The 12,622-nt window shown below is 68.3% G+C and carries 12 protein-coding genes; 1 reads left to right on the plus strand and 11 read right to left on the minus strand.

What is annotated here, in order from left to right; genetic code table 11:
* Positions 1-102: 102 nt before the first annotated feature.
* The 11 genes from ACJASC_RS09525 to ACJASC_RS09575 all read right to left on the minus strand — a co-directional run bounded on the left by ACJASC_RS09525 (position 103) and on the right by ACJASC_RS09575 (position 11,393).
* Positions 103-1,329, minus strand: a complete 1,227-nt coding sequence (locus tag ACJASC_RS09525; protein WP_415145492.1) for a hypothetical protein — start codon at positions 1,327-1,329, stop codon at positions 103-105.
* Between the two features lie 12 nt (positions 1,330-1,341).
* Entirely contained in the window at positions 1,342-1,836 is a 495-nt protein-coding gene (locus ACJASC_RS09530) for an ExbD/TolR family protein (protein ID WP_415145494.1), read from the minus strand.
* A 1-nt stretch (position 1,837) separates the two neighbouring features.
* On the minus strand, positions 1,838-2,512 hold the full coding sequence (tolQ, locus tag ACJASC_RS09535) for a protein TolQ (RefSeq protein WP_415145496.1): 675 nt from the start codon (positions 2,510-2,512) through the stop codon (positions 1,838-1,840).
* 173 nt (positions 2,513-2,685) lie between these two features.
* Entirely contained in the window at positions 2,686-3,081 is a 396-nt protein-coding gene (gene ybgC / locus ACJASC_RS09540; RefSeq protein ID WP_415145498.1) for a tol-pal system-associated acyl-CoA thioesterase, read from the minus strand.
* Positions 3,078-3,701: a hypothetical protein gene (locus tag ACJASC_RS09545; protein WP_415145500.1), complete on the minus strand. Its 624-nt coding sequence runs from the start codon at positions 3,699-3,701 to the stop codon at positions 3,078-3,080. The genes ybgC and ACJASC_RS09545 overlap by 4 nt, the downstream gene beginning before the upstream one ends.
* A gap of 63 nt (positions 3,702-3,764) precedes the next feature.
* The gene (gene ruvB / locus ACJASC_RS09550) at positions 3,765-4,799 is read right to left on the minus strand and encodes a Holliday junction branch migration DNA helicase RuvB (RefSeq protein WP_021695197.1); all 1,035 of its coding nucleotides are present in this window, start codon (positions 4,797-4,799) and stop codon (positions 3,765-3,767) included.
* Between the two features lie 49 nt (positions 4,800-4,848).
* Positions 4,849-5,538: a Holliday junction branch migration protein RuvA gene (ruvA, locus tag ACJASC_RS09555; RefSeq protein WP_415145502.1), complete on the minus strand. Its 690-nt coding sequence runs from the start codon at positions 5,536-5,538 to the stop codon at positions 4,849-4,851.
* Positions 5,535-6,056 carry a crossover junction endodeoxyribonuclease RuvC gene (gene ruvC / locus ACJASC_RS09560; RefSeq protein WP_415145504.1) on the minus strand — a complete coding sequence of 174 codons (522 nt, stop codon included), beginning with the start codon at positions 6,054-6,056 and terminating at the stop codon, positions 5,535-5,537. The genes ruvA and ruvC overlap by 4 nt, the downstream gene beginning before the upstream one ends.
* A 102-nt stretch (positions 6,057-6,158) precedes the next feature.
* Positions 6,159-8,210 carry an ATP-binding protein gene (locus ACJASC_RS09565; protein WP_415145506.1) on the minus strand — a complete coding sequence of 684 codons (2,052 nt, stop codon included), beginning with the start codon at positions 8,208-8,210 and terminating at the stop codon, positions 6,159-6,161.
* Positions 8,194-9,693 (minus strand): ATPase domain-containing protein, encoded by a 1,500-nt coding sequence (locus tag ACJASC_RS09570; RefSeq protein ID WP_021695202.1) that lies wholly within the window; start codon positions 9,691-9,693, stop codon positions 8,194-8,196. The genes ACJASC_RS09565 and ACJASC_RS09570 overlap by 17 nt, the downstream gene beginning before the upstream one ends.
* Positions 9,694-9,803: 110 nt before the next feature.
* Positions 9,804-11,393 (minus strand): alpha-amylase family glycosyl hydrolase, encoded by a 1,590-nt coding sequence (locus ACJASC_RS09575; RefSeq protein WP_021695203.1) that lies wholly within the window; start codon positions 11,391-11,393, stop codon positions 9,804-9,806.
* A gap of 97 nt (positions 11,394-11,490) precedes the next feature.
* On the opposite strand from ACJASC_RS09575, the gene ACJASC_RS09580 reads away from it, so the two are divergent.
* Positions 11,491-12,516 (plus strand): substrate-binding domain-containing protein, encoded by a 1,026-nt coding sequence (locus ACJASC_RS09580; RefSeq protein ID WP_415145509.1) that lies wholly within the window; start codon positions 11,491-11,493, stop codon positions 12,514-12,516.
* Positions 12,517-12,622: the final 106 nt, after the last annotated feature.

The following is a 12,622-nucleotide window of genomic DNA, read 5'->3' on the forward strand; positions in this document are numbered from 1 at the left end:
GGCCGCGGGGGTCTGTTCCCCCTTCTTGGGCAGCCGCATGTGGTTGGGCAACGCCCCGTTCGGGGCGCGGGTTCAACGGTGTCGCGGGCGAGAGGCGCGGCATCAGCGCATCCTCATGCCCGAGGGGTCGAAGGTCATCTCGACCTCCTTCCATTGCTCGTACTTGTCGGCGGGCAGCACGTAGCCGTCCTTTTCGCAGCGCAGGATGGCGCGGCGCGCCGACTGGTAGGCCGCCTCGATCGCCGCCTCGCTGCCGCCATCGCCCGAAACGCGGCGCACATCGCCCTGCACCCGGCCCTGCGGGTCGAGATCGAAGGCGACGGTAAGCGTCACTCGCGCCGCCTCGGAGCCGACATCGACGTTCCAGCATTGCTGCACCGCAACGCGGAAGGCGTCCTGCTCGCCGCCCGTCATCGGCGGGCCGGGATTGGCGGCTGCGGCGGGGGCCGACGGCGCGGGCGTGCTCGCCAGGGCTGCGGCCAGCGCATCCGCCACGGCATCGCTGGTATCAGTGCTGGGCGCGGGCGCGGGCTCGGGGTCCGGCTCGACGTCCTGCGACTGCGCGGGCTGGGTCTCCGCCGGGGTCTCCGGAGCCGGTTCGGGCGCAGGCGCCGCGCGAGCGGGCCGTGACGGCGGGCGTGGCGCGGAGGGCGGCGCGAGGGCCGCGACCTGCGGCGCGGGCGGCATCTCGGGGGCGCTCGCGGGCTCCTCGGCTTCGGTCACGATCTCCGTCGCGGCTTCCTCGGGCGCGGTCGCCTGTTCCTCGATCTCGGCGACCTCGGCGCTCTCGGCCTCCGGCGTCGCGGCCTCGCGCACCTCGTCTGCCACCTGCACGTCGGGCGGCGGCGGGGCGACGGCCTCGGGGGCCACGCGGGGCGCGGGGCGCGGCACCGGGCGCTCGGAAATGTCGGGCAGCGGGCTCGGCGGTGGGGCCGAAGCCGAAGCCGGAGGCGGCGGCGGCGGTGGCGCGATCTCCTCCACCGCCTCGGCGGGCGGCTCAGGCAGCGGTTCGGGCGCGGGCGGCGGCGGCGTCTCCTCGGACGGCGCCTCCGGCGGCGGCGGTGGCGGCGCGGCCTCCGTCGGTGTCTCTGGCGGCGCTTCGGGCGCGGGCGGGGTCTCCTCGACCACGGGCGTCTCGGGGGCCGGGGGTACCTCCGTCTGCGGCTGTGGCGAGGTGGCGGCGACGAGGGCGGCATATTCCTCGCCCGAGACCACGGACACGGGTGCCACCTCGAAATCCAGCGGTTCGCTGTCGAGACCCCAGCCCATGACGAGCCAGAGCAGCAGGCCGGCATGGCCGATGCCCGAGATGTAGCCCCCCGTGCTCATGACATCAGGGCCTCAGCCGCCCGAGGGCAGCGCGGTCGGCGCGCCCGCGCCGAAATCCGAGCCGCCCACGTCGGTGACGAGGCCGATGTTCGAAAAGCCGCCCGCATTGAGCGCGCCCATGACCTCGGCCACGCGGTTCCACGCGTTGGCCCCGTCGGCGCGCAGGAAGATGCGGTTGCTGGTGCGTTCGGATGCGATTGCCTGAAGCCGGGTGATCAGTTCGCCCTGCGGCACTTCGGTGGTCTGGATCATCAGACCACCCTCGGCGGTGACGGTGACGGTCAGCGGCTCTTCCTCGTCCGATGGCAGCGCCGAGGCGGCGGTCTGCGGCAGCTCCACGGGGATGCCCACTGTCATCAGGGGGGCCGCGACCATGAAGATGATCAACAGCACCAGCATCACGTCCACGAAGGGCGTGATGTTGATTTCGGCCATCGGCTGCGCCCGGCCCCGGCGGCGACCGCGACGATTGCCGCCGCCACCCGATTTCATGACACCTGCGCCCATCTCAGCTGTCCAGCTGGCGCGACAGGATGGTCGAGAACTCGTCGGCGAAGGCCTCGTAGCCGCCGATCAGCCGGTCGGCATCGGCCGACAGCTTGTTGTAGAAGATCACGGCCGGGATCGCGGCCATCAGGCCGAGACCGGTGGCAAGCAGCGCCTCGGCGATGCCCGGTGCCACCACGGCGAGGTTGGTGTTCTGCGCCTCGGCAATCTCGATAAAGGCGTTCATGATGCCGAAGACCGTGCCGAAGAGGCCGACGAACGGCGCGGTGGAGCCCGTGGTGGCGAGCACGGGCAGACCGCGCTGCAGGCGCGCGGCCTCCTTGGCGATGGCCACGTCCATGCCGCGGTCGATCCGCGCCTGCGCGCCCGCGATCAGCCCGCCATCCTGCCGGTGCGAGCGCCGCCATTCGGTCATCCCGGCGCTGAAGATGCGCTGCGACGCGCCATGCGGCTCGGCGCCGATTTCATCGAAGAGCTGGTCGAGCGGCTCGCCGGACCAGAAGGCGCGGTCGAAACGCGCGGCCTCGGCGCGGGCGGCGCGGTACTGGATGATCTTGTCGACGATCACGGCCCAGCACCAGATCGAAGCCAGGATCAATGCGATCATGACCAATTTGACGGTGATCGTCGCGCGGGCAAAAAGCGCCCACATCGAGAAGTCGGTTACCTGATCCATCTGCCTGCTCTTTGTGTCGCGCGCACGGCCTCTCGCGGGCCGCCTTGGCCGCGCATAACCGATCCGCCGGGCGAAATCCACTTCGCGCTTTGCACGGCGGCGTGACCTGCGACAGCCCCCGCCAATGCGCCCGCGCCCGGTCGGCGGAACTCCGCGCACCCCGGCGCGCGCCGTCAGTCTTCGGCGATGGCGCGCTTGAGAGCTTCGGGAAGTCGCTGCGGTCGCCCCGTGTTCGACAGGGCTACGAGCTGCACGCGTGCCACAAAGCACGTCTCGTCGTCCCGCCGCACCGTCTGCGTCAGCGTGATCCGCGCGCCGCCGATTTCCTCGACCCGCGTCTCAACCGCTAGCACGTCGTCGAATCGCGCGGGCGTCAGGTAGTCGGCCTCGACGCGGCGCACCGCGAAGACGATCCCCTCCTCGGTCTTGAGCCGCGACTGGTCGACGCCCAGACCCCGCACCCATTCGGTGCGAGCGCGCTCGATGAACTTCAGGTAGTTGGCATAATAGACGATGCCCGCGAGATCCGTGTCCTCGTAATAGACCCGGATTTCGAAACAGTGGCTCAATGGTCCATCCGCGCCGCCAGGCGCAGCGCGGTCGCGGGATCGTCGGAGGCGGCGGGCAGCACCGGGTCGTAGGCCGCGCGGATGAGCGAGGCGATCTCGGGTTTGAGCACCACCGTGCCATCGGGCACCGAGGCCAGAGGCGAGGCCGCGTCGAAAGCGGTCTCGGACCATGTCAGCATCGACAGCACCGCCTGGCTCAGCGCCAGCACGTCGGCCGGCGTATCAAGTGCCTCGCCCTTCATGCGCAAAAACACGATGCCCGCGCGGATCGCGCCGTCGGGCTCGAAGCGAAAGGCGCGGTACTGGCTGGCGTCGCCTTCTTCGAGCTTGGTCAGAAGTTCGGGCAGACCCGGCACCAGCTTGTCGAGATCGGGCACCGCCGTCAGCTCGTCCCATTCCCGGCAGAAGAACATCAGCAGGTTCACCCCAAGCTCGGGGTCGGTCTCGGCCATGTCGTGATCGGCAAGGTGGCACAGCGCCTGCAGCGCCGATTTCAACACCGAGAGCGTCTCGTCCTCGACGCCGAAGACCACCGGCGCAATGGGGCGGCCCCAGCGGGCGCACATGTAGCTGCCGTCACCTCGGGTGAACATCGCCTCGACGGTTTTCGCATCCAGCATGGCCGGTCCTCCTGTTTCACGAGGGAATACGCGGCGCGGCCCCGCGCGTCCAGCGCCGGAGGCTCAGTCGAACAGCACGCCCTGCCCCGCCTCCGGGGGACGCGGCACCGCCAATCCAAGGTGTCGCCATGCGGCATGCGCCAGCATCCGGCCGCGCGGCGTGCGCTGGATCAATCCCTGTTGCAGCAGGAACGGCTCGATCACCTCCTCGAGCGCATCGCGGCTTTCGGACAGAGCCGCCGAAAGCGTCTCGATCCCCACCGGGCCGCCGCCATAGGCCTCGGCAATGAGGCGCAGGTAGCGCCGGTCGGCTCCGTCAAGGCCCAGATCGTCGACGCCGAGCCGGGTCAGCGCGCTGTCGGCCAGCTCCTGCGTGACCCGCCCGTCGCCCTCGACAACCGCGAAATCGACAACCCGGCGCAGCAGCCGCCCGGCGATCCGAGGCGTGCCGCGCGCCCGCCGCGCGATCTCGCGCGCCCCTGCGTCATCGGCGGGCGTGCCGAGCAGGCGAGCATTGCGGGTGACGATCTCGTGCAACTCGTCGACGGTATAGAATTGCAGCCGCGTCGGGATGCCGAAGCGGTCGCGCAGCGGCGTGGTCAGCAGACCGAGCCGGGTCGTGGCCCCCACTAGCGTGAAGGGCTGCAGTTCGATCCGCACGGTGCGCGCGGCAGGCCCCTCGCCGATCACCAGATCGAGCGCGTAGTCCTCGAGCGCTGGATACAGCACCTCCTCCACAGCGGGGTTGAGCCGGTGGATCTCGTCGATGAAAAGCACGTCGCGCGGCTCGAGATTGGTGAGGATCGCCGCGAGATCGCCCGCCTTGGCCAGCACGGGCCCCGAGGTCATGCGAAAGCCCACGCCCAGCTCGCGCGAGATGATCTGCGCCAGCGTCGTCTTGCCCAGACCCGGCGGGCCGTGGAACAGCGTGTGGTCCATCGCCTCCCCCCGGATCCGCGCGCTCTCGATGAAGATGCGCAGATTGGCGCGGGCCTCGGCCTGACCGATGAATTCATTGAGCCCCTGTGGCCGCAAAGCGCGGTCGTGGTCCTCGGGAAGCCGTTCGGGGCGCAGCGCGGGATCAGGGGTGTCGGTCATGGTTCGGTCCTATGCATCGCGAGGATGCCGCAAAAGAGGGCGCGGCAACTCACCGCTCCTTGGGCGCAAGCTTGCGCAGCGCCGCGCGGATCAGCGCCGCGGTGTCGGCCTCGGGCGCCTCATGCGCGGATTCCGCCACCGCGCCCGCCGCCTCGGACAGCCCGTATCCGAGATTGCCCAGCGCCGAGAGCGCCTCGGCCTGCGCGGCGGCGCTGCCCTCGTCCTTCTTTCTGGCGGGCTTGCGCTTGGGCGCAAGGGTCTCGCCCGGCGCGTCCTCGATCACCGCATCGGCGTCTTCATCGCGCATCGCGGCGGGCTGTGCGCCCATCGACATGATCGAGGGCGCCTTGTCCTTGAGTTCGTTGACCACCCGCTGCGCGGTCTTGGGGCCGACCCCCTTGGCCCGCGCCACCGCCGACCAGTCGGCCAAGGCGATCGCCCGACCAAGCCCGTCCGCGCCCAGCGCGCCGAGGATCGCCAAGGACGCCTTGGCGCCGATCCCCTGCACCGTGAGCAATAGCCGGTGCCATTCCTTTTCGACCAACGTCGGAAAGCCGAAAAGTTGCAGGATGTCCTCGCGCACCAGAAGTTCGGTATAGAGCGCCACCGCCTCGCCCGGTCCGGGCAGCTGTGCCAGCACCCGATCGGAGACATAGACCACATAGCCCACGCCGCGCACGTCGATCAGCACGTGATCGGAGGCGCGATATTCGAGCCGTCCGGCGATGCGGCCGATCACGCCCGCACCCTCCCTGCCTCGGCGCGCGCCACCGCCGCCGCCAGATGCCCCGCCGATTGCAGGTGATGCGCGTGGCAGATCGCGACCGCAAGCGCGTCTGCGGCGTCGGCGCTGTCGAGCCTCACACCCGGAAGCTGAAGCTTGACCATGTGCTGCACCTGCGCCTTGGCGGCCGCGCCGTTGCCGACCACCGCCTTCTTGATGGTCGATGGCATGTATTCGCCCACCGCCAGCCCCGCCTCGGCCGGGATCATCAAGGCGATGCCCCGCGCCTGGCCGAGCTTGAGCGTGCCCGCGCCGTCCGAGTTGACGAAGACATGCTCCACCGCCGCCGCCTCGGGGCCATGCTCGGCGATCACCGCGCGCAGCCGGTAGGCCAGAGACAGAAGCCGCTCGGCAAGGTCGTCGCCCTCGGAATGGCAGGTGCCGTTGGCGACGTGACGTAGCCGCGCGCCCGTGCTCTCGATCACGCCCCAGCCGAGATTCCGAAGACCCGGATCAATACCGATGACTCGCATGTGCCCCCATCTGCCGATCGCGACTGCCCTGCGCCCCGGCCTTGTTCTACGTGGTTTTTCCGATCCCTAGCACAAACCACGAACGCAAACCATGCCGCGATGTCAAAGTCCCATCCGGGCGATCTCTTCTTCGAGCTGGCGTTGCATATATGGCTTGGCCAGTCGCGGCAGGTCGATCATGCCGCCCTCGGGCAGCTCGGCATAGCCGGTGGCCAACAGGATCGGCAGATCGGGCCGCAGGTCGCGGGCATGGCGCGACAGCTCGCCGCCATTCATTCGCGGCATCGAGAAATCGGTGATCATCAGGTCGATCTCCGCATCGCTTTCAAGCACCGCGAGCGCCTGTTCGCCGGACCCCGCCTGGGTGACGTGATGGCCCAGATCCTCCAGCAGATCGACGCTGCTCATCGCGATCAGCGCGTCGTCGTCGACAAAGAGAATCCTCAGCACCCCACGCGAAGCTTGCGCGGTGGCGGGCGGCGGCGCGGGACGCTCAGCGCCCTTCTCCTCGACCTGCGCGACCGGCAGCCACAGCTCGGCCCGCGTGCCCTCGCCGGGACGGCTCCAGAGGCGCAGCGCGCCCTGTAGCTGCTGGGCGAGGCCGTGGATCATCGACAGGCCGAGTCCCGTCCCCTTGCCCAACTCCTTGGTCGAAAAGAACGGCTGCGTCGCCTGCTCCAGCGTCGCCGCATCCATGCCAAGCCCGGTGTCGCTGACCGAAAGTCGCAGGTAGCGGCCCGCCGCGAGATCCTCGTCGCCCGTGGCCTCGCACAGGTCGACGGCGATGGCGAGCCGACCACCGCCGGGCATGGCGTCGCGGGCGTTGACCGCGAGGTTGAGCAATGCGAGGTCGAACTGGTTGCCATCCACCTGCGCCGGCGGCAGCCCGTCGGGGAGGCTGAAGCTCAGCTCGACCCCGTCACCGACGGAGCGGCGCAGCAGGTCCTCGGAGCCGCGCACCAGATCGGCCAGACCACGCGGTTCGATCTTGAGCTCCTGCCGCCGGGCGAAGGCCAGAAGCCTCTGGGTCAGCGCCGCGCCGCGCTGCGCGCCCTGGATCGCGCCGTCGATCAGCCGCGCCGCGCGCGGGTCGTCCGTGACATGGCGCGACAGCAGGTCGAGATTGCCAAGCACAGCCATCAGCAGATTGTTGAAATCATGCGCCACGCCGCCGGTGAGCTGGCCGATCGCCTCCATCTTCTGGCTTTGCAGAAGCTGGCCTTCGGTGCGTTCGCGCTGACGGATTTCCTCGAGCACGCGGGCATGCGCGCTTTCCAACTCGGCAGTGCGCTGCGCCACGCGGCGCTCCAGCTCCTCAGTCTGCTCACGGTGGTTGGTCTCGGCCTGCTTGCGGGCGGTCACATCCGATGTGACACCGATCAGCCGCGGCGTGCCGTCGGGATCGTGCTGGATACGCGCATGCGCCTCGGCCCAATGCAGGCTGCCATCGGGCCAGACCGTGCGAAACTCCACCGCGTAATCCCGACCCTCGATGGTCGCATTTTCGATCGTCGCCATCACCCGGTCGAGGTCATCCTCGTGAATGCTGCTCACGAAATCATGAAAATCGAAGGTCCCGTCCGCGGGTCGACCGAAGATCGTCCGCAACGTCGGAGAACAGATCAGCTCCCGGCTGGCGGGATGAAGTTCCCAAGCACCGAGCCGTCCAGCCATGAGTGCGGTGCGCAGCGTCTCATCGCTGCGATGCAGTTGCATGACGGCGGCACGGGTCTCGAACTGCCGCTCTCGGCCACGCCGGGCGCCGCGCACGACGCTTGCGAAGGTCGTGGCGTGAAACGGGCGCTCAAGGAAGGTGACATTGCCGAGGATCTCCGACAGCCGCGCGGCTTCGGGGTTGCGCTCGGGCCCGCCGCCATGCCGGGTGAGCACGATGAAGGGCAGCGCCGACCAGTTCGGCTGCGCGCTTATCGCCGCCAAGAGCGGCGCGAGGTCGGCATGGCGCACCGTTTCTTCTGTCAGGATGCCGAAGGCCGTGTCCTCTCCGAGGCCCGAGACGAAAGCGTCGAGATCGTCGCATATCTGCGAAGCCTGCCCGACCTCGGTGAGCAGGGCCGCCGCCAGTCTGGAATCCCGCCCATGCGGCGTCAGGATCAGAGCGCGCGCGCTGGCGAGAGCATCACCGGACGACGTCATTCGCGTTTGCCTCCATCAACGGGTCGGAGGCGCCGACGAAATCGGGCACGCCACGCAGCACCCCCTGGAAGCCGTACAAGGGCGCGCCAAGCTCGAGCCCGCGCTGCGTGATTTTGAACTCGCGGATCGTGTCTTCATGCGGGCCGGTGCGCTTCTTGACCACCGACACCGCCCGGCGGACCCGGCCCAGCGCCTCGAAGTAACGCAGCAGGATCACCGTGTCGGCGATGTACGTCACGTCGAGCGGCGACTGCATGTCGCCGACGAGGCCGTGCTGCGCCACAGTCAGATAGGTCGTGGCTCCCTGACGGTTGAGGAACTGCAAGAGTTCGTGGATGTGCAGTACCAGCGCGTTTTCTTGCGGCATCGCGGCCTGATAGCCGTTCATGCTGTCAATCACGACGGTGCGCGCGCCGTTCCGGGTCACGCAGTCGCGCACCCGCTGCGCGAATTCGCCGGGCGACATCTCGGCCGCGTCGATCTGTTCGAGCAGCAGCGCGCCGCTCTTGCGCATCGCCGCGATGTCGATGCCGATCTTCAAAAGCCGCATCTCCAGCAGGCCCAACTCCTCGTCGAAGGAGAACATGGCCGCCTTTTCGCCCCGTTCGATGGCGGCGATGGCGAATTGCAGCGCGAACAGGCTCTTGCCGGTGCCCGACGGCCCAAGAAGCAGAGTGCTCGTCCCGCGGTCGATGCCGCCGCCAAGAAGGCGGTCGAGCGCCTCGATGCCGCTGGCCTGCGCGTCGCGCTCGTAACCCACCCGATGTTCCAGCGCCACGAGGCGTGGAAACACCTCGATGCCGCCTGTCTTGATGGCGAAATCGTGATATCCGCCCCGGTAACGCTGACCGCGATACTTGGTGACGCGCAAACGCCGCCGTTCGGCACCGTAATCGGGCGCCAGCTCCTCGAGTTGGATCACCCCATGCACGACGCTGTGCACGGTGCGGTCCTGCGTCTCGGCCGTCAGGTCATCGAGCATCAGGACGGTGGCGTCCTGCCGCGCGAAGTAATGCTTCATGGCAAGGATCTGACGGCGATAGCGCAAGGAGCCCTGCGCCAGCAGCCGGATCTCGGACAGGCTGTCGATCACCACCCGCTCGGGACGGATCCGCTCGAAGGCGGCGAAAATCTGCCGTGTCGCCTCGCCCAGTTCGAGATCCGAGGAATAGAGCAGGCTCTGCTGCTGATCGGCGTCGAGCAGACTTTCTGCCGGGACCACCTCGAAGACCGAGATCCGCTCGTCGAGGGTCCAGCCATGCGAGGCGGCGCTGTCGCGCAGCTCTTCCTCGGTCTCCGACAATGTCACGTAAAGACAGGTCTCGCCCTTCTCCGCGCCTTCCAGCAGAAACCGCATGGCGGTGGTGGTCTTGCCGGTGCCGGGCGACCCCTCGACCAGAAAGACATGGCGCCGCGTCAGTCCGCCCGAGAGCACGTCATCGAGACCCGGAACGCCGGTGCGGGCAAAGTCTTTGGGCATCATCGATCGATCCTTCAAGCCAGTTGTGGCCTCCTAACAGTTTTGCCGGAACGCCAAAAGGTGGCTTGAGACGTGACGGCGCGGCCCCATGAGCCGCGCCGCCGATCGTGATCTCAGGCCAGGCGGGCGATCAGCGCGCCGTTGGGACCGAGCCAGACCTTGCCGTCGGCGGTCTCGGCCGAGTTGGCGAACAGCGTCTCGGCGATGCCGCCGATCTCGATCTCACGCGGCTGGTCCGACAGGTTGAAGGCGCAGACGGTCTTGTCGCCGCGATGAAAGGCCAGCACCGGCTCCTCGGTCTCGGCAAACATGGTGCGGCCCACACGCAGGTCGGGCGTCTCGCGGCGCAACTTCAAAAGCGCGCGGTAGGTTTCGAGCACCGACCCGTCGACGCCCTTTTGCGTGTCGACGGCGCGCGCGGCCTGCGGCGCCTTCACCGGCAGCCATGGCGCGTCGTTCTTGGAAAAGCCCGCATTCGCGGCGGCCCGCTCCCAGACCATCGGCGTGCGGCAACCGTCGCGGCCCTTGTCGGCAGGCCAGAAGTTGATGCCCTGCGGGTCGGTCAGCTCCTCGAACTCCAGCTCGGTCTCGGTCTGGCCCAGCTCCTCGCCCTGATAGAGGCAGATCGAGCCCTCCATCGACAAGAGCATCGCTGCCGCGAGCTTGGCCACCGCGTCCTGATCGCCATGCCCAGCCCAGCGCGTCACGTGGCGTGGCACGTCGTGGTTCGATAGCGCCCAGCAGGGCCAGCCTTTGGGAGCGAGCTTGAAGAACTGGTCGATCTGGTGACGAAAATGCTCGGCCGTGAAATTCGGCCCCAGCATCTCGAAACTGTAGGCCATGTGCAGGCGGTTGGCCGAGGTGTATTCGCCCATGATCTCGATCGGGTGATGGCTCTCGCCGACCTCGCCCACCAGTGTGCGGTCCTCGTACTCGTCCATCAGGCGGCGCATCTTCTCGAGGAAGGCGATGTTCTCGGGCTGGTTCTTCGAGAAGATATGGTACTGCATGTCGTAGGGCTTGACCGCCTGCGTCCCGCTGAGACGGAAATCAGCCGGGTCGTCGCGCAGGTGACGATCATGGAAATAGAAGTTCACCGTGTCGAGGCGGAAGCCGTCGACGCCGCGATCGAGCCAGAAGCGCATCGTCGAGAGCAACCAGTCCTGCACTTCCGGGTTGTGGAAGTTGAAGTCGGGCTGCTCCTTCAGGAAGTTGTGGAAGTAGTACTGCCGCCGCCGCGGCTCCCACTCCCAAGCGATGCCGCCGAAGATGGCCTGCCAGTTGTTGGGGGCCGAGCCGTCATGCCTGGGGTCGGCCCAGACGTACCAGTCGGCCTTGGGGTTGTCGCGGCTCGAACGGCTTTCCTCGAAGAAGGGGTGCTGGTTCGAGCTGTGCGACAGCACCTGGTCGATCATCACCTTGAGGCCCAGCTCGTGGGCGCGCGCGACCATCGTGTCGAAATCGGCGAGCGTGCCGAAGGTCGGATCGATGTCGGTGTAGTTCGACACGTCATAGCCCATGTCGGCCATCGGCGAGGTGAAGATCGGCGACAGCCAGACCGCATCGGCGCCAAGCTCGGCGATATGCGGCAGCCGCTCGGTGATGCCCCGAAGATCGCCGATGCCGTCATCGTTGCCGTCCTGATACGAGCGCGGATAGACCTGATAGATCACCGCGCCCTTCCACCAATTCGCCTTGCTCATCTCGAATCCTTTCGTCCCATGTGCCATCGGGTCGCGACGAGGCTTGCCCGAAGCGTTTCGGCTTGGCAAGGTGCCGCCAGCTATCGAGGGGACATTCATGTCGGCGACGCTCAAGGACATCGCGGCTTACACGGGGCTGTCGGTCACGCAGGTGAGTCGCGCGCTCAACGATCATGACGATGTCAGCACCGAGACCAAGATTCGCGCCCGAGAAGCGGCCAGAGCCTTGAATTACCGCCCCAATCTTTCGGCACGCAAGCTGGCTTCGGGGCGGTCCGGCATCGTCGGCCTCGTGCTGCCGCCGCAGGATCGCACCCCGCGCGACAGCATGTTCGTGCAGATGGTGCGCGGCCTGTCGAGCGCCTTCTCGCGGCAAGGGCGGCTGTTCGTGCTCAATGCCGCCGAGGAGGGCGAGGACGTGGTCGAGGTGCATCGCAGGCTCATCGACGGCGGCTCACTCGACGGCTTCGTGCTGATCGAGCCCGAGGACGCCGACCCGCGGGTCGCCTATCTGCAACGGCGCGGCGTGCCGCTGGTCATGCATGGGCGTGGCGCGCTTGCCCCCGACTACCCCTTCTACGACATCGACAACATCGCCGTAGGCCGCGAACTGGCGGCGATGCTGCTGCGCGCTGGGCACCGCCGGATCGGCTTCGTGAACGGGGTGCGGTCCATGTGCTACGTGGCGCACCGGCGGGCGGGCTGGGAGATGGCGCTGCGCGCGGCCGACGTGCCCGCCGATCCGATGCTGCACGAGCACGGCCAGATGACCGAGAGCGTCGGCGCCCTTGCCACGCTCAGGATGATGAGCATGCAGTCGGATCGCCCCACCGCGCTGATCGCGGGCAACATGCTGATCGCCAAGGGCATCTACAGCGCGCTGTCGATGCTTGGCCTAAAGGTGCCGGGCGACGTGTCGGTGGTGGTGCATGACGACATGCTCCCGGGCGAAGACCTGATGGCGGTGCCACCGACCTCCGGGACCCGCTCGGCGCTGGCGCAAAGCTGGGAGCCGCTGGCGCAGGGGCTGATCGGCGCGATCGAGGGCCGGGCGCTGGCCGATCTGCAATGCGTCGGCGATTTCGAGATCGTCGACGCCGGGTCGATCGCCCCGCCGGTTTGAGCGCCCCGCCGGTTTGAGCGCCCCGGCGGTTTGAGCGCCCCGGCGGCCAGCGACGCCCCGGATGACGACACCGGCCCGAAGCGGTTCGGATCACCCGAGGCCTCTG

Source organism: Limimaricola cinnabarinus (assembly GCF_047631075.1).
Taxonomy (GTDB): Bacteria; Pseudomonadota; Alphaproteobacteria; order Rhodobacterales; family Rhodobacteraceae; genus Limimaricola; species Limimaricola cinnabarinus.